The 16827-nt window shown below is 72.7% G+C and carries 12 protein-coding genes and 2 rRNA genes (1 of these 14 cut by a window edge); 9 read left to right on the top strand and 5 right to left on the bottom strand.

The window, feature by feature from the left end:
- The first annotated feature begins 54 nt into the window (after positions 1-54).
- The 6 genes from OG896_RS16790 (at position 55) to OG896_RS16815 (ending at position 7564) form a co-directional block, all read left to right on the top strand.
- Entirely contained in the window at positions 55-363 is a 309-nt protein-coding gene (locus tag OG896_RS16790; protein WP_328467452.1) for a hypothetical protein, read from the top strand.
- Between the two features lie 210 nt (positions 364-573).
- Entirely contained in the window at positions 574-1431 is an 858-nt protein-coding gene (locus OG896_RS16795; RefSeq protein WP_329366301.1) for a hypothetical protein, read from the top strand.
- Entirely contained in the window at positions 1421-2776 is a 1356-nt protein-coding gene (locus OG896_RS16800) for a hypothetical protein (RefSeq protein WP_329366302.1), read from the top strand. Before OG896_RS16795 ends, OG896_RS16800 begins: the two co-directional genes overlap by 11 nt.
- On the top strand, positions 2773-4317 hold the full coding sequence (locus OG896_RS16805) for an SCO6880 family protein (RefSeq protein ID WP_329366304.1): 1545 nt from the start codon (positions 2773-2775) through the stop codon (positions 4315-4317). The genes OG896_RS16800 and OG896_RS16805 overlap by 4 nt, the downstream gene beginning before the upstream one ends.
- Before the next feature lie 30 nt (positions 4318-4347).
- Positions 4348-5766, top strand: a complete 1419-nt coding sequence (locus OG896_RS16810) for an ATP-binding protein (protein WP_328467444.1) — start codon at positions 4348-4350, stop codon at positions 5764-5766.
- 4 nt (positions 5767-5770) lie between these two features.
- Positions 5771-7564, top strand: coding sequence for a type VI secretion protein (locus OG896_RS16815; protein ID WP_329366306.1), 1794 nt, complete (start codon positions 5771-5773; stop codon positions 7562-7564).
- A gap of 54 nt (positions 7565-7618) precedes the next feature.
- Here the strand turns inward: OG896_RS16815 and OG896_RS16820 are convergent, their stop codons facing one another.
- Positions 7619-8791, bottom strand: a complete 1173-nt coding sequence (locus tag OG896_RS16820) for a LacI family DNA-binding transcriptional regulator (RefSeq protein ID WP_329366308.1) — start codon at positions 8789-8791, stop codon at positions 7619-7621.
- A 683-nt stretch (positions 8792-9474) separates the two neighbouring features.
- Here OG896_RS16820 and OG896_RS16825 point away from each other — a divergent pair.
- The 3 genes from OG896_RS16825 (at position 9475) to OG896_RS16835 (ending at position 12852) form a co-directional block, all read left to right on the top strand.
- A complete protein-coding gene (locus OG896_RS16825; protein ID WP_329366310.1) occupies positions 9475-10476 on the top strand; it encodes a hydroxyacid dehydrogenase in 1002 nt (333 codons plus the stop codon).
- A gap of 116 nt (positions 10477-10592) precedes the next feature.
- Positions 10593-11234 carry an acyl-CoA-like ligand-binding transcription factor gene (locus OG896_RS16830; protein ID WP_329366312.1) on the top strand — a complete coding sequence of 214 codons (642 nt, stop codon included), beginning with the start codon at positions 10593-10595 and terminating at the stop codon, positions 11232-11234.
- 64 nt (positions 11235-11298) lie between these two features.
- Complete coding sequence (locus OG896_RS16835; RefSeq protein ID WP_329366314.1) at positions 11299-12852, top strand: FAD-dependent monooxygenase; 1554 nt, start codon at positions 11299-11301, stop codon at positions 12850-12852.
- A 160-nt stretch (positions 12853-13012) separates the two neighbouring features.
- Here OG896_RS16835 and OG896_RS16840 read toward each other — a convergent pair whose 3' ends face one another.
- The 4 genes from OG896_RS16840 to OG896_RS16855 form a co-directional block, all read right to left on the bottom strand.
- Entirely contained in the window at positions 13013-14584 is a 1572-nt protein-coding gene (locus tag OG896_RS16840) for a hypothetical protein (RefSeq protein ID WP_329366316.1), read from the bottom strand.
- Between the two features lie 511 nt (positions 14585-15095).
- Positions 15096-15626 (bottom strand): GNAT family N-acetyltransferase, encoded by a 531-nt coding sequence (locus OG896_RS16845; protein ID WP_329366318.1) that lies wholly within the window; start codon positions 15624-15626, stop codon positions 15096-15098.
- A 69-nt stretch (positions 15627-15695) separates the two neighbouring features.
- Positions 15696-15812: ribosomal RNA gene (gene rrf, locus OG896_RS16850) — 5S ribosomal RNA — on the bottom strand.
- 104 nt (positions 15813-15916) lie between these two features.
- Positions 15917-16827: ribosomal RNA gene (locus OG896_RS16855) — 23S ribosomal RNA — on the bottom strand (it continues 2214 nt past the right edge of the window).

Here is a 16827-nt window from a genome sequence, read left to right on the forward strand (position 1 = left end):
GGCCCCTTGCGCCCCGGCGAGGGAGTCAACTGATCGAGCGGGGTGGTGAGTTACATGTTTCTGGCAGCGGCGAAGGGCGACATCAACACCATCATCGGTGGCATCGCCCCGGACTGGGGACCCTTCGGTTCCCTCGGCAACGAAGCGCGTGTGATGGTCGAGGTGGTCATGGCGGTGGCGATCCTGCTGTGCCTGGCCCTGGCCATCTGGGGCGCGGCCAAGCAGCGGATCGGCGCGACCGCGCTGCGCGACACCTTCAGCGCGGAGCAGGGCAAGGGACTGATCATCGCCGGTCTGACCGGCGTGTTCATCATCGGTTCCCTCGGCACGCTGTTCACCATCGTCTACGGGATGGCGATCTAGCCCGGCCCGACCGGAACCGCCGGACCGTCCTCCCGGCACCCCCGGGTGCCACTGTTCCCCTTACGGAGCCCGTCCCAGGCTCCACCGTCCCGACCGAGGCTGCGTGCTGATGCCCACTCAACCAAGCAGCGCTGTCGTCCTCCGCGACACGCTCAGCCGTGACACGCGCCGCCGCGCCGTGCCCGCGGCATCCCGGGGGGCGACCGCACGATGAGCCTCGGCCAGGACGGCCCCCCGACCCGGACCCGGATGCCCGAGGGCCACGGCACGCACGGCCAGGCCGGGCGACGTCCGCAGCCGCGGCGCGCGCTGGCCACGGTGGTCGGCGTCGTCGTCGTGCTCGTCGCGGCGCTGGCGTTCGCCACCCGCGGCGGCGGGTCCTCGTCCTCCACCGACGACGCCGGCTCCGGCTCCGGCGGGAGCGGCGGCGCGGGCTCCTCCGCGAAGAGCTCCACCTCCGCCACCGCGCCCACCGGCGAGAGCCCCGTCACCGGCAAGTCCGTCGGCATCCCCGCCGGGTTCGCCCACACCCAGCAGGGCGCCCAGTCCGCGGCGGCCAACTACGCGGTCGCACTGGGCGGCGTCGACATGTTCAACACGACCGCCCGGCACCGGATCGTGGCGACCGTGTACGCCCCCTCGGCCACCGGGACCCTGCAGGGCTCGCTCGACCAGGCGTACTCTACGGGCGCGATAAAGGCCCTCGGCCTCAACCCCGACGGCTCCGCGCCCCAGGGACTGACCCTCGTCTCCCGGACGATCCCGGTCGGCACGAAGACCACCGCCGGCACCGCGGACGCGGCCACCGTCGAGGTCTGGTGCACCGCGCTGGCCGGCCTGGCCGGCAAGGACTCCACCAAGCCCGTCACGGCCTCCTGGTTCACCATCACCGAGAAGCTGGTGTGGGACGCCTCGGGCACGTCGGGCGGCAGCGGCGGGGACTGGAAGATCGCCTCCTCCAGCCAGCAGGACGGGCCCGCGCCGGTCAGCGGAGACCAGCAGATCGCCACGGCGGACCAGATCGCGGGTGCCGTACAGCAGTACGGAGGGTTCACCTATGCGAGGTAGCGGCCGCGCCCGGCTCCTCCCCCTGTCGGCAGCCGTCGTCACGCTGCAGACGGCGCTGTGGACCCTCGCGACGCGCGCGATGGCGGACCCTTCGGCCACGCCGACGCCGTCCGGATCGGCCAAACCGACCAGCGATCCGTGCAAGTACGTCGCGAGCCCCGCCAAGGCGTACTGCGAGGGCACCCCGTCCAGTACCCCGAAGACGGGCACCAGCCCCACCGATTCCCTCGACCCCCTCACCTCCCTCGGCAAGGGCTGCGCCGAAGCCGCCTCCTGGACGATCGACAAGCTCTCCACCGCGGTGACGAAGACGACCGAGGTGGACTTCACGAACACCGAGTTCCTGCGGCAGTACGCCGTGGTGTTCGCCGCCTCCACGATCCTGACCCTGATCCTGTGGCTGCTGGCGGTGGCCAAGCGCGCGGTGCGCGGGGTGCCGATGACCGAGGCGCTCACCGAGGCGGTCGGCTTCCTGTGGCTGACGGTGCTGGCCTCCGCCTTCACCCCGCTGGTGCTCTACACCGTGGTCTCGGCGACCGACGCGGTCACGGACGTGATCTCGTCGGGCACCAAGTCGAACACCGACGTGTTCTTCGGCTCGTTCTCCGGCGCCCTGAAGAAGGGCAACGACATCGGCGGCGGCCCGGTCATGCTGATCGTGGTCTCCCTGGTGTCGGTGCTGGCCGCAGGTGTGCTCTGGCTGGAACTGGTGATCCGCGCCGCGCTGCTGTACGTCGGCGCGCTGCTGGGCACCGCGGTCTACGCGGGCCTGGTGGACAAGAACATGTGGCACCACGTCAGGCGCTGGGCGGGCATCATGATCGCGGTGATCCTGGTGAAACCCGTGGTCGTGATCGTGCTGGGGCTGGCCGGCGCGCTGTCGGGGTCGAAGAACGGCCCGAACTCGTTCTCCGCGGTCGTGTCGGGTCTGGCGATCATCCTGCTGGCGATCTTCGCCAGCGCGATGATCTACCGGTTCGTGCCCGGCTTCGGCGACGACGTGGTGAGCCTGCGCAACAACCGCAAGGCCAGCGGCCAGAGTTCAGCGGCCGCGGTGATCTCCTCGCCGGCCGCGCTGGTCCGCCAGGGCATCACCACGCACAGCGCCCGCGGCGGCCCGCAGGAGCAGGCCCAGGGCGGCGGCCAGCCCGCCAACCCGGTGGCCGGCGGCATGGCCGCACACAGCACCCGCGGCGGCGGTGCCGGCGGCTCGGGCGGTTCCGGCAGCGGCTCCAGCGGCGGCTCCGGCGGCAGCGGCCCGCTCAGCGGCTCCCCGTACCGGTCCGGCTCCGGCCCGGCGTCGGGTTCGAACAAGGGCTCTTCCCAAGGAGGTGAGCGCCGGTGACGACCCAGCCGTTCACCCAGCCGCGCCGCACGTATCTGATCGGAAAGGCGCGGCCGAACGCCATCGTCGGCAAGAACCGGGAGACCGGCGAGATCGCGCTGATCATCGTCGGGGCGGCGCTGGGCATGATGTCCGGCCTGCTGATCCCGGTGCTGCTGCTGCGCATCGTCGGCCTGGTCGGCTGGCCGGTGCTGGCGCTGGCCGCGGTGTACATGCCCTACCGGCGGCGTACGTTCTACCGCTGGTTCGAGATCAACCGGGCCTACCGGCGGATGCTGCGGGTCGCGCCGGCGTACCGCTCCTCGGCGCAGGAGGCCGGCACCCGGATGGACGGGCGGGAGATCGAGGTCGGGCCGCCGCCGGGGATCGGCCGGATCACCTGGCTGGCCGCGCCGTTCGGGCCGGACGAGATCGCGGTGCTGCTGCACGTGGACCGCCGTACGGTCACCGCGGCGATCGAGATCGAGGGCCCGGGCGTGGGCCTGCGCGACAGCGAGGACCAGGAAGCCCTGGTGGAACGCTTCGGCACCCTGCTGAAGCACGTGGCCAACGGCGACGGCTTCGTGACGCGGCTCCAGATGCTCGCCCGCACGCTGCCCGCCGACCCGGACGCGCACGCCAAGGACGTGGCGCAGCGCGGCGAACCGGACGCGCCACGCTGGCTGCAGGACTCCTACGACCAGCTCCAGTCGATGGTGTCGACCTCCTCCGAGCAGCACCGCGCCTACCTGGTGGCGTGCATGCACTTCACCCGCGAACTGGCCGCCGAGGGCAACGCGATGGCCCGCGCGACCGTCGCCCGCGGCACCCGGGTGGACAAGGACGCCGGCCTGGCCGCGGTGATGGCCCGCGAGCTCAACGACATCTGCGCCCGCCTCGCCGAGGCCGACATCCGGGTCCGGCAGCCGCTCGGCCAGGCCCGGCTGTCGTCGCTGGTGCACTCGATGTACGACCCGGACCACCCGATCGACCACATCCAGGCGATGACCCGCCGCAACGCGTGGCCGGCCGAACTGGACGCCACCGAGCCGACGTTCCTCCAGGCGAAGACCCGGGAGTCGAGCACGCGCGCGCCCTGGCACCACGCCACGGCGTGGGTGAAGGAGTGGCCGATGACGCCGGTGGGCGTCAACTTCCTCGCGCCGCTGCTGGTGCACACCCCGGACGTGATCCGCACCGTCGCGGTCTGCATGGACCTGGAGCCCACCGACGTGGCGATCGAGCGGATGCTGACGGAGAAGACCAACGACGACGCCGAGGCGAGCCGGGCCGCGAAGATGAACCGGGTGGTGGACCCGCGGGACGTGGCCCACCACGGCCGGATCGACCAGCGCGGCGAGGACCTGGCCAGCGGCGCGGCCGGGGTGAACCTGGTCGGCTACATCACGGTGTCCGCGCGCTCCCCGGAAGCGCTGGCGCGCGACAAGCGCACCATCCGCGCTTCCGCCGGTAAGTCGTATTTGAAGCTCGAATGGTGCGATCGTGAGCACCACCGGGCATTCGTCAACACGTTGCCGTTCGCTACCGGCATCCGCCGCTAGCCCGCCCGGAGGAGGAGGCCACCGATGCCCATGCTGGACCCTCTGGCTGCGATCACGGACGCGTTCACCAGCTTCCTGTTCGGCCGGGTGGAGACCACCCGGCTGCCCGTCCGCACGTCCACCGGCCAGGCGCAGGCGGTGTACCTGCCGACCGCCGCGCCCGGCCTCGGCGACTCCGGTGTGATCATCGGACGCGAGGTGTACTCCGGGAAGGGGTACATCTACGACCCGTTCCAGCTCTACGGCCAGCAACTGCCGGCCCCGCACTGGCTGGTGCTCGGCGAGTCCGGCAACGGCAAGTCGGCGCTGGAGAAGACCTATGTGATGCGGCAGTTGCGGTTCAAGGACCGGCAGGTCGTGGTCCTGGACGCGCAGGGCGAGGACGGCGTCGGCGAGTGGAACCTGATCGCCCAGTCGCTGGGCCTGACCCCGATCCGACTGGACCCGATGGCGGCGCTGGACGGCGGGATCAAGCTCAACCCGCTGGACCCGGCGATCACCGTCACCGGGCAGCTCGCGCTGCTGCGCACCATCATCGAGGTGGCGCTGGGGCGCGGCCTGGACGAGCGGTCCGGGTTCGCGCTGAAGGTCGCGCACACCTACGTCGCCGAGTCGGTGACGGATCGCCAGCCGATCCTCACCGACATCGTGGAACGGCTGCGGCACCCGGTGCCGGAGTCCGCCGAGGCGATGAACGTCGACCTGGACGACGTACGCGCGTGGGGCCTGGACGTGGCGCTGGTGCTGGACCGGCTGGTCGACGGCGACCTGCGCGGGATGTTCGACGGGCCGACGAGCGCGGGCATCGACCTGGACTCGCCGCTGATCGTCTTCGACCTCTCGCACATCGACCGGAACTCGATCGCGATGCCGATCCTGATGGCGATCGTGGGTGTGTGGCTGGAGCACACCTGGATCAGGCCGGACCGGAAGAAACGGATCTTCCTGGTCGAGGAGGCATGGCACATCATCAACTCGCCGTTCGTGGCGCAGCTCTTCCAGCGGCTGCTGAAGTTCGGCCGGCGGCTCGGCCTGTCGTTCGTGGCGGTGGTGCACCACCTGTCCGACGTGGTCGACGGCGCCGCCGCCAAGGAGGCGGCGGCGATCCTCAAGATGGCCTCCACCCGCACCATCTACGCCCAGAAGGCCGACGAGGCGAGAGCCACCGGCCGCGTCCTGGGCCTGCCGCGCTGGGCGGTGGAGATCATCCCGACCCTCACCCCCGGCATCGCGGTCTGGGACGTCAACGGCAACGTGCAGGTGGTCAAGCACCTGATCACCGAGGCGGAGCGGCCCCTGGTCTTCACCGACCGGGCGATGACGGAGTCCTCGCAGGACCACATGGCCGGGATCGAGGCCGAGGCGGAAGCGGAGGCCGAGGCCCGGGCCGAGGCGCACGCGGCGCAGGTCGCCCTCGCCAAGCACATGGCAGACGACGCGGTGGCGTGAGGTCATGGCGGCGCGCACGAAGGAGAGTTCGGGGGGCCTGCCCGACGGCCTGATCGTCGGGATCATCGGCCTGCTGCTCGGCGTGACCCTGCTGGTGTGGACGGCGACCGGGATCTCCGGGGTGCTCGCGCACGGCGGCTGGCCGCAGGGCGTGCACTTCACCCGCACCCCCCGCGCGATGCGGTACCTGGTCACCCAGCCGCACGACATGGCCGCCGCATGGCCGCAGGTGCCCCGCGGGCAGTTGCCGGGGGCCGGGCTGTTCTGGTGGGTGCTCATCGGGGAGATCGTGGCGCTGTTCTCCTTCGCGATGTGGGTGCTCAACGCGGTGGCCCGGCTGCGCGGCAAGCGCCCGCCGCGCACCCGGACTCCCCGCCGCGCCAGGGCCGCACGCGTACCGCGACCCGCCGCGGCCGACGACGCGTACCCGTACGACGAAGAGGACGAGGACGGCGCCGAGCAGGACGCGGCGCTCGCGGCCGGCAAGGGGGCGCGGACGCCGGCGGGCGAGGACGGCGCCGATCCCGCGGACGTCCCCGAGCCGCGCCACCACGCCGCCCCGCAGCCGTACGCCCGATCCGGCGAGGAGAGCCTGGACGCCTGGTTCCGTACGGTGCCGCGGGCGGTGCCGCCCGGCGCCCCGGCGCCCGAGGACGCGCCCACCACGCAGTTCCCGCCGGTGCGCGCCGAGGGCCTGGTGCCCGCCGGTGCCTCGCCGGCGGCCGCTCCCCCGCCACCGGTGACGGCCGCCACCCCGCTGGCCGCGCTCGCCGACGGCGAGGTCACCCGCACCTACGCGCTGTTCGCCGAGCCGCGCGGCGACAAGGCCAAGCGCGTGGTGCAGCCCGCCGTGCTGGCCGCGGCCGGACCGGTCGTGGTGACCACCGCGGACCCCGACACCTACCACCAGACGGCCGGGAACCGGGCGAAGCTCGGGCCGGTGCACGTCTTCGACCCGGCCCACCTGGTGGACGTACCCGGGCGGCTGCGGTGGGCGCCGCACGGCGGGTGCGAGCGGCCGGACACCGCCCGGATACGCGCCGCCGCGCTGCTCGCGCCGCTGCGTACCGCCCGCGCCGACGAGGCGATCGTGCACGACGCGGCGGTGACGCTGCTGCGCTGCTGGCTGCACGCGGCCGCCGTGGACGGGCGGCCCTTCCGGCAGGTGCAGCGGTGGGCCGCGGGCGGGGCGAGCGCCGGGGAGGCGGTGCGGGTGCTGCGCAGCGACCGCGACGCCGCGTCCGGCTGGAGCGGCGAGCTGGAGTCGGTGCTGCACGCGCACCCCGAACGCCGGGACGCGGCACAGGCGTTGATCCGGCACACCCTCGAACCGCTCAACTCGGTGCACATCCGCGACGCGTGCACTCCCGCCAAGTCCGGTGGCCTCGACCTGGAGTCATTCACCTCCGAACGGGGAACGCTCTATGTGGTGGGCGAACGGATCGAGGACCCGCGTTCCCATCCGGGTGCGATGCCCCTGCTGACCGCACTCGTCTCCAGCGTGGTCGAGCACGGCCGGCGCATGGCCGCAGGGTCACCCGCCGGTCGGCTCGACCCACCAATGACGTTCGTCCTCGACGACGTGGGCGCACTCGCCCCGACCCCCGACCTGCCCGTGCTCCTCGCCGAGGGGCACGCCGCCGGGCTGCCGACCCTCGCGGTGCTGCGCTCGCCCGAACAGGGCACCGCGCGCTGGCAGTCCCCGCTGTGGCAGCAGGCGGACATGCGGCTGGCGCTCGGCGACGCGACCGCCGACGCACTGCCGCCGGCCGTGCCGGACGCGGTCCGCATCCGCTGAGCCGGCCGGCCGCGCACGCGGCCCGGGGCCGCACCCGGTTCCCCGGTGGCGGGCTCAGTCCCGCGGCCGGGGCGGGGCCACCGACCCGCGCAGCACCGTGTGCGTGCCGAGCAGGTGCCGGCTCTGCGCGAGGGCGCCCGAGCCGCCGCCCCCGCCGCGGACCGCCTTCTCGGCGAGCGCCAGCCGCACCGACTCCCGGCCCAGCTCGTACGCGGGGATGTTGACCGTGGTCAGCGGCGGGTTGAGGTCCTGGGCGAGGTCGTCGTTGTTGTAGCCGACGACGGAGACGTCCTGCGGGGTGCGCAGGCCGTACTCGCGCATCGCCGCCATCGCGCCCGCCGCGAGCTGGTCGTCGCCGGCGAAGACCGCGGTGAACTCCGGGCGGCCGCCGCAGCCGGCGAGGATACGCCGCATCTCCGCGTAGCCGCGCGCGCGGCCCAGGCCCATCCCGTCGATCCGCTCGGCGGCCGGGCCGAGGCCGTGGTCGGCCAGCGCCCTGCGGTAGCCGGCGATCCGCGGCTCGACGGTCGAGTGGCCCGGGATGATGCCGAGGTAGAGGATGTCGCGGTGCCCGGCCGCCAGCAGATGGCTGACCGCCGCGTACGCGCCGGCCTCGTTGTCGTACTCGACCACCAGCACCGGCATGTCGGGGCCGGGCGCGGGCCGCCCGCACAGCACCAGCCGGGAGTCGGCGGCGGCCAGGCCGTGCGCGTACTCGGTCAGCCGGGCCCGGTAGCGGTCGTCCTCGACGGCGCCGCCGACCAGCACCACGAACTCGGCGCGCTGCTCCCGCATCATCTGCACCAGCGCCAGCTCACGAGCCTCGTCCCCGCTGTGGCTGCACACCATGCACAGCCGGCCCCGGGCCGCCGCCTCCTGCTCCACGCCCTGCGCGACGCGGGCGTAGAACGCGCTGTCCACCGAGGAGACGATCACCGCGACGGTCTTCGGCCCGGTGCCGGCCAGCGCCCGGGCCCGGCCGTCGATGACGTAGTCGAGGTCCTTCACGGCCCGCAGCACCTTCGCGCGGGCCGCGGCGGACGTCGGGTAGTTGCCGGCCAGCACCCGGGAGACGGTGGCGACGGACACGCCCGCGCGGTCGGCGACGTCACGGATGGTCCGCCTGCCGCTGCCGCGCCCGGTCGCGCCCTGCCCCGCACCCGCGCCGGCACCCGTTCCCGCCCTGGCGCCCGACCCGGCGCCCGGCCCTGGTGAACTCTCCGCCATCCCCGCCATCCGAAGTCCCGTCGCAGCCGCACCGCCGCGCCGCCGCCCAGCGTACTGGTGCCCCACCGGGCGGGGACGCTCCATGGCCGGCCGGCCCGGCGGTCGGCCACGATCGCGGGGAAAAGGGCACGCGGTCCTTGAACACGATGACGTTTCCGGCCATCGCGCGGTACCGGAAGGCCGGGAAGCAGACCGGCCCCGGCCCCGTCAGCACCAGCAGGACCAGGTCCCGCCGCAACCGTTTACGGCGGGCGCCACGAGCCCTGCGGCGCTCAGGGTGACACTGAATCTAAACCGGTTACTACGACAGATCAACTCCTCGCCCGCTCGCCTCGTAGCTGAGCACAGCCGCCGCGAATGGCTGAACTTCGCGCACACCACGGCCGAATCGCGTTGCTCGGCGCGCCAGGCGCAGCAACGGGCGTTGACGCCACATGAGCGCCGACCTAGGCTTTGATCGTTGTGAAGTAACCGATTACACGAACCGGTGGGCGAGCGGGTGGCCCGTCGGCGACACGACCGACCGGCAGACCGGGCGGCCCGACCGACGCGGCGACTCGGCGGTTCGGTCGGCAGTACGTCGGGCACGTCGCAACCGGGGGCGCCACACGGCCCGCGCGCACGACGGGGACGACAGGCACCGGCGGAACCACGAGCACGACCACCACACGCGAGGAGCAGACATGGCGGAGCGGCCGAAGCTGGTGCTGGCGATGAAGCCGGACGTCCTGGACCTGGTCCTGCCCGCCTCGCTGCGCGCCCGGCTCGACTCGCTCGCCGACGTCCACCCCGGCCTGGTCACCGACCCGGCCGACCCCGACGCGGCCGACGCCCTCGCCAACGCCCAGGTGCTGCTGACCGGTTGGGGCTGCCCGGTACTCGACGCCCCGACGCTCGACCGCATGCCGCGGCTGGCCGCCGCCATCCACGCGGCCGGCAGCGTACGCAGCCACACCACTCCCGAGGTCTGGGCCCGCGGCATCGCGGTCTCCTCGGCGGCCGACGCCAACGCGGCGCCGGTGATCGAGTACACCATGGCCACGATCTGGCTCGCGTCGCACCGCGCGCTCGGCACCGCCGCGGAGTACGTCGCCGGGTGCCAGCCCGCCTTCCGCCGCAGGCAGGGCGCCGACGGCGCGACCGTCGGCGTGATCGGCGCGTCCCGGATCGGCCGGGGCGTCATCGCGCGCCTGCTCACCGCCACCGCGGGCTTCCGGGTGCTGCTCGCCGACCCCTACGTGACCGCGGCCGAGGCCGACGCGCTCGGGGTCACCCTCGTCGACCTCGACGACCTCTGCGCGCAGAGCGACATCGTCACCGTGCACGCGCCCGACCTGCCGGAGACCCACCATCTGCTCAGCGCGGAGCGGCTCGCCCTCCTCCGGGACGGCGCGTCCGTCATCAACAGCGCGCGGGGGCGGATCGTCGACACGGACGCGCTCACGCGCGAGTGCGGGACGGGCCGGATCGACGCGTACCTCGACGTCACCGAGCCCGAGCCGCTCCCCGACGGCCACCCGCTTCTGCTCATGCGGAACGTGCTGGTCACCCCGCATATCGCGGGATGCCAGGGCAGCGAGGTGCAGCGACTCGGCGCCTACGCGGTCGACGAGGTCGAGCGCTGGCTCAAGGGGGAGCCGCTGCTCGGCGGCGTCCAGGCCGCCGATCTGTCGCGGATCGCCTGACGGGACGCCCCGGGCGCCCCCGTCCGTCCCGCTCCGCAGCCGGGGCGACGCAGTTCGTCAATTATTGCCGCACCGGCAATCTTGCCGCGACGGCAAGGTTATTCTAGGCTGCCCGCATGGCACCCGCAGATGATGAGCCGCCGACGACCGCGCACCCCGAACCCGGCCTCCGCGAACGCAAGAAGCGGGAGACCCGGGTCGCCTTGAGCCAGGCGGCGATCCGCCTGTGCGTCATCCACGGCTGGGCCGACGTGACGGTCGACCGGATCGCCGCGGAGGCGAACGTCTCGGTCCGCACGTTCCGCAACTACTTCTCCGGCAAGGCGGAGGCGATCGCCGCCAGCCACCTGGAACGGATGCAGCGGGTCGCCGACGACCTGCTCGCCCGCCCGGCCGGCGAACCGCTGTGGGACGCGCTGTTCCACGCCGTGGTGGGCCGGTTCGTGCCGTCGGACGACTCCGCGCCCCAGAACGAGCGGTGGCGTGAGGGCGTACGGCTGATGCTGGCCGAGCCCGCGCTGGCCGGCGAGATCGTGAAGGCGAACGCGGCGGCCCAGCGGGAGCTGGCCACGGCCGTCGCCCGGCGCACCGGCACCGATCCCGAGCGAGACGTCTACCCGCAGCTGGTCGCCGCCGTGGTCGCGGCCGGCAGCGCGACAGCCGTCGAACACAGCCTGCGCGCGCCCGAACCCGTACGGCTCAGCGCGGTCCTCGCCGAGGTCTTCGAGCAGTTGGCCGCCGGCCTGCCGGTCCCGTAGCCGGAAGCGGCGACCGGCCCGCTCCACTGCGGTGCCGCCCCTTTCCCGTCCGCACCAAGGAGACATGACCGTGACAGCCGATGTGATCATCGTCGGGGGCGGGCCGAACGGGCTGATGCTCGCCTGCGAACTGGCCCTGGCCGGCATCCGCCCGACCGTACTGGAGCAACTCCCGCAGCCCGGCACCGAACCCAAGGCCAACGGCCTGCTCGGCCAGGTGGTACGCCTGGCCGACCACCGCGGCCTGCACGAACCGCTCAGCGGCAGCCCGGAACCCCCGCGGCCGAACTCCGCGTACTTCATGTTCGCCGCGATGGGCCTCGATCTCGGCCTGCTGGACGCCAGCCCGGTCTTCGGGCTGGCCGCCCCGCAGCACCGCATCGTCCAGGTCCTGGAGGAGCGCGCCCGCGAGCTCGGCGTCGACCTGCGGCGCGGACACCGGGTCGGCGCCGTCGCCCAGGACGACGCGGCCGTCACCCTCGACGTCACCGGCCCCGACGGCGACCAGCAGCTCCGCGCCCGCTACGTGGTCGGCGCGGACGGCGCGCACAGCGTGATCCGCAAGCTGTCCGGGATCGGGTTCCCCGGCGTCAGCTACGACCGCCGCACCAACCGCACCGCCCACGCCACTCTCCCCGCCGGGTGGGTCGACCCGGCCAACGGCGCCCTCACCGTCCCCGGCCACCCGCCGGTCCTGCCCTTCCTGCCCCACCGCACCGACCAGGGCGGCTTCTCCTACGCGCCGTTCCCCGGGCAGCCGCCGCTGGTCAGCACCACCGAGTGGGACCAGCCCGCGACGGACGAGCCGATGACCCTGGCCGAGATGGAGTCGAGCATCCGGCGGGTGCTCGGCGTCGCCCTGCCGCTCGGCGCGCCGGACGGCACGGGCCCGCACGTGCTGCGGCGGCTGAACGGCGGCAACACCCGCGTCGCCGACCGGTTCCGCGACCGCCGGATCTTCCTCGTCGGCGACGCCGCCCACGTCTACACCTCCGGCGGCGGCCCCGGCCTCAACCTCGGCCTCCAGGACGCCGCGAACCTCGGCTGGAAGCTCGCCGCCGCGCTGCACGGCACCGCCCCCTCCGGCCTGCTCGACAGCTACGACACCGAGCGCCGCCAAGCCGCCCGGCGCATGGTGCTCAACGCCGAGGCCCAGTCCGCACTCACCGCACCGGGCAGCGACACCACCGCCCTGCGCGAACTCTTCACCGAACTGCTCACCCGCAAGCAGGTCGTCCAGCACCTCGCCGACCTCACCGCCGGCACCGACGTCCGCTACGACATGGGCCTCGCCGACCCCCACCCCGCAGTCGGCTACTTCGCCCCGGAGTTGACGCTGATCACCGCAACGGGAAAGGTCCGGCTCGCCGAACTCGCCCGCACCGCACGTCCCTTGCTCCTCGACCTGACCGAGGACCGGTCACTGTCGGCCGCCCTCCCGGCCGGCCTGTCAGCCGTCGACCTGGTCACCGCCCGAAGCGCCGACCCGGCCGGCGACCTCACCGGCCTGCTCATCCGCCCCGACGGCTACACCGCCTGGGCCTGTGCCTCCCCCACCCCGGCCCCCGAGGACCTGACCGCCCTGCGCACGTCCCTCGCCCACTGGTTCGCCGCCTGACCGGCCCCGCCCCGCACGACCCGGCCCCGCAAACGGCGCCGAGTGCGGCGCCGAAAGCCGTGGCGAAAGCCGTGCGACCGGCCACGATCGTGCCGTGGCCGGTCGCACGCTTCAGCCCGTACGGAGAGATCCCCGGGGCCGGTGACGCGTCGGACGCGTGCTAGTCACCACCGCCGCCGCCGGAACCGCCACCGTCCCCACCGCCGGAGCCGCCACCACCGTCGCCGCCGCCGGAACCACCGCCGTCACCGCCACCGCCGTCACCGCCGCTGCCGGAACCACCGCCGTATCCGCCGGACCCTTCGCCGCCGCCGTCGCCCCCGCCGTAACCGCCGTCGGAGGAACCGCTGTTGCCGCCGGACGCCGAGGAACCGCCGTCACCGCCGCCGTAGCCGCCGTCGGAGGAACCCCCGTCACCGCCGGCCGCGGAGGCGCCAGAGGCACCGGAGTCCCCGGCGGACGCTCCGTCGGCAGAGGAACCGTCGGCGGAGGACCCGTCGGACGAAGCTCCGTCGGCGGAAGCTCCGTTGTCGCCGGCGTCACCGGCATCCCCGGCGGCAGCAGAGGAACCGTCGTCCCCCGCGTCACCGGCGTCGGCCGAAGCAGCGTCGGACGTACCGTCGTCACCGGGTGCGGACGCGGCTGCCGCGTCACCCGCGGGAGCGGCCGCCGCCGCAGGAGCGGAGTCGGCGGGAGCCGAGTCGGCCGGAGCCGAGGCCGGTGCGGAGTCGGCCGGAGCCGAGGCCGGGGCCGAGTCGGCCGGAGCCGACGCGGGCGCGGAGTCCGCCGGAGCCGAGCTCGTCGTCGTGGTCGCCCCCCAGGGCGATCCGAGCATGGCCCCGGGCGTACCGGCTATCGCCCCGCTGTAGGCGCTCGCGGAGACGCTCGTCCCGGGCGGCCCCGAGATGCTGGCCGGCGCCGCGCCGGGCGCCTGCGCGGTGGCCGTACCACCGTTGGGCGCCGAAGCGGTCGCCGAGGAGACACCACCGAGCGGGCTGCCGACACCGGTGGAGGTGGCGGAGGTCGGCCCGGAGGTGCTGGTGGCGGACGCCTGCGCCTGGCTGCCGCCGGCGTCGGTGCCGGCCGCGGACGTACCGGCCGCCGACGTGCTCGCGGACGAGCCGGACACACCGACCCCGGCCTTGCCTGCGCTCCCGAGCGGCCCGGAGGCGGCGCTCGCGGAGGTGTTGCCGCTGGGGCTGGAGGCCGCGGCGGAGGAACCGGCCGGACCGGAATCCGCGTTGGCGCCCGAGAAACCGCCACCCTTGGTGCTCGCGGAGGACGCGGCCCCGTTCTGGCTGGACCCGCTGGTCGCACTGGCGCTCTGCGAACCGCCGGACGCCTCGGCGGACGAAGTCCCCTTGCTGGTCGAGGCGTTGGAGTTGGCTCCCGCCCCGCTGCCGGTGGCCGAGGCGTCGCCGACCGACAACCCGCCGCCCGGCCCGGCCTTGGACGCGCCCGCCCCGGCCGAATTCGTTCCGCTGCCGTACGCCGAGGCGCCGGCCCCGGTCTTCCCGTCGCCGACGCTCATCCCGGCCGATGCCGGAGCGCCGTTGGAACTGTTCCCAAAGGCGGTGCCGAGGCCGATCGCCCCGGACTGGGTGCCGCCGCCGGTCCCGCCCAGCCCGGCCTTCCCGCTGCTGTCACTCCCGTACGAGCCCGCCTGCGCCCCGCCGTTCGCGTCGGACGGATCGGCGAGCGCACCTCCGGTCAGGTGCAGGACGCCCACCACGGACGCGACCGTCAGGATCGACGCCCGCCGCAGCGCCCGCCCGCGGACACGCCCGCGCCCGTGCGCGCGAGCCGGGGGCGCGACCACGTCGGCCGTATCGGCCCGCGACGGACGCTCCTCACCCTCTAACGAACTCTCAGACGACGCATCTGTGGCCATGCGCGGCTTCCCTTCGTTGACGCGTCCGGAACGCGTTACCTCTGGCACCGGTGTCCTCTGTGGCACCGGCCGCACCGCCACCCTCCCGCACCGTCTCCCCCGCGGCAATGGCCCCGCGCCCACTCCCGCAGAGCCCGCGGCGGCCCGAAGAACGGCGCCGGCCCGTGCTCGCACACCAACCGGCTGCCCGACCCCCGAACGCGGAAACCGAACGCGAACTGAACGCGCACCGAACGTTGTCCGGAGGCGCGCTTCGGAGCTGCTCTGCGGAGCCGGCCTCGGCATCGACACGGCCGCGGGTCCGCCGACCGCCGCACCGCTCAGCCAGTTCCGCGCACTCGGCTCACCCGGCTCACGGGCGGTCGAGCGCCAGCTCGTACTCCGTGAAGGACGGGTCCAACGGCGACCGCATCGTCCTGCCGGTCCGCTCGAAACCCAGCCTCCGATAGAGCGCCTCGGCCCTCGGGTTCTTCTCGTGCACCCACAGGTGGACCCGGTCGGCCCGCTGCCAGGCCCACTCCAGGGCGGTCGCGAACAGCCGGTCGGCCACGCCGTGTCCGCGGGCCTCGGGCACCAAGTAGACGGCGTTGACGCTGAGATAGTCGGGACGTTCGACGACCACCACGGCCATCCCCACCCAGCGCTCCGCGGTACGGTCACCGCCGTCGCTCTCCCCGTCGCCGCCTTCCGTGGCCACGGCCACGAACTGCTGCGAGCCGGCCCCCGACGCACGCTGCCGCCAACGGTCCTCGGTCATCGCCGCCTCTTCGGCGTAGGTCCGGGCGAACGCCACCGGGGCGAGCTCGTCCTGGAGCGCCGCCAACCGCAGCTCACGGCTCTGCCGCCACTCGGCCGGCAGTACCGGCCGTATCTCGTACCCCATGGATCGGACCATACAACGCAAAAAAGCTCGGGTCCCCCGAATTAATCGGGGGACCCGAGCTGAAAAATTGTTCGGCGGTGTCCTACTCTCCCACAGGGTCCCCCCTGCAGTACCATCGGCGCTGAAAGGCTTAGCTTCCGGGTTCGGAATGTAACCGGGCGTTTCCCTAACGCTATGACCACCGAAACACTATGAAACTGTCCCACACACCACACACCAACCCAGCCCTATAGCTAGATGGGTGTGTGGTTGCTGGTTGTTTCAGAACTACACAGTGGACGCGAGCACACATGGACAAGCCCTCGGCCTATTAGTACCGGTCAGCTCCACCCCTCACGAGGCTTCCACATCCGGCCTATCAACCCAGTCGTCTACTGGGAGCCTTACCCCATCAAGTGGGTGGGAGCCCTCATCTCGAAGCAGGCTTCCCGCTTAGATGCTTTCAGCGGTTATCCCTCCCGAACGTAGCCAACCAGCCATGCCCTTGGCAGGACAACTGGCACACCAGAGGTTCGTCCGTCCCGGTCCTCTCGTACTAGGGACAGCCCTTCTCAAGACTCCAACGCGCGCAGCGGATAGGGACCGAACTGTCTCACGACGTTCTAAACCCAGCTCGCGTACCGCTTTAATGGGCGAACAGCCCAACCCTTGGGACCGACTCCAGCCCCAGGATGCGACGAGCCGACATCGAGGTGCCAAACCATCCCGTCGATATGGACTCTTGGGGAAGATCAGCCTGTTATCCCCGGGGTACCTTTTATCCGTTGAGCGACGGCGCTTCCACAAGCCACCGCCGGATCACTAGTCCCTACTTTCGTACCTGCTCGACCCGTCAGTCTCACAGTCAAGCTCCCTTGTGCACTTACACTCAACACCTGATTGCCAACCAGGCTGAGGGAACCTTTGGGCGCCTCCGTTACCCTTTAGGAGGCAACCGCCCCAGTTAAACTACCCACCAGACACTGTCCCTGATCCGGATCACGGACCGAGGTTAGACATCCAGCACGACCAGAGTGGTATTTCAACGACGACTCCACCACGGCTGGCGCCGCGATATCAAAGTCTCCCACCTATCCTACACAAGCCGAACCGAACACCAATATCAAGCTATAGTAAAGGTCCCGGGGTCTTTCCGTCCTGCTGCGCGAAACGAGCATCTTTACTCGTAGTGCAATTTCACCGGGCCTATGGTTGAGACAGT

The sequence above is a fragment of the Streptomyces sp. NBC_00669 genome (genome assembly GCF_036226785.1).
GTDB lineage: Bacteria > Actinomycetota > Actinomycetes > Streptomycetales > Streptomycetaceae > Actinacidiphila.

Coding starts and splice junctions, on each gene's coding strand:
- OG896_RS16790 (WP_328467452.1), top strand. CDS start 55: ATGTTTCTGGCAGCGGCGAAGGGCGACATCAACACCATCATCGGTGGC.
- OG896_RS16795 (WP_329366301.1), top strand. CDS start 574: ATGAGCCTCGGCCAGGACGGCCCCCCGACCCGGACCCGGATGCCCGAG.
- OG896_RS16800 (WP_329366302.1), top strand. CDS start 1,421: ATGCGAGGTAGCGGCCGCGCCCGGCTCCTCCCCCTGTCGGCAGCCGTC.
- OG896_RS16810 (WP_328467444.1), top strand. CDS start 4,348: ATGCTGGACCCTCTGGCTGCGATCACGGACGCGTTCACCAGCTTCCTG.
- OG896_RS16815 (WP_329366306.1), top strand. CDS start 5,771: ATGGCGGCGCGCACGAAGGAGAGTTCGGGGGGCCTGCCCGACGGCCTG.
- OG896_RS16820 (WP_329366308.1), bottom strand. CDS start 8,791: ATGGCGGAGAGTTCACCAGGGCCGGGCGCCGGGTCGGGCGCCAGGGCG.
- OG896_RS16825 (WP_329366310.1), top strand. CDS start 9,475: ATGGCGGAGCGGCCGAAGCTGGTGCTGGCGATGAAGCCGGACGTCCTG.
- OG896_RS16830 (WP_329366312.1), top strand. CDS start 10,593: ATGGCACCCGCAGATGATGAGCCGCCGACGACCGCGCACCCCGAACCC.
- OG896_RS16835 (WP_329366314.1), top strand. CDS start 11,299: ATGACCGTGACAGCCGATGTGATCATCGTCGGGGGCGGGCCGAACGGG.
- OG896_RS16845 (WP_329366318.1), bottom strand. CDS start 15,626: ATGGGGTACGAGATACGGCCGGTACTGCCGGCCGAGTGGCGGCAGAGC.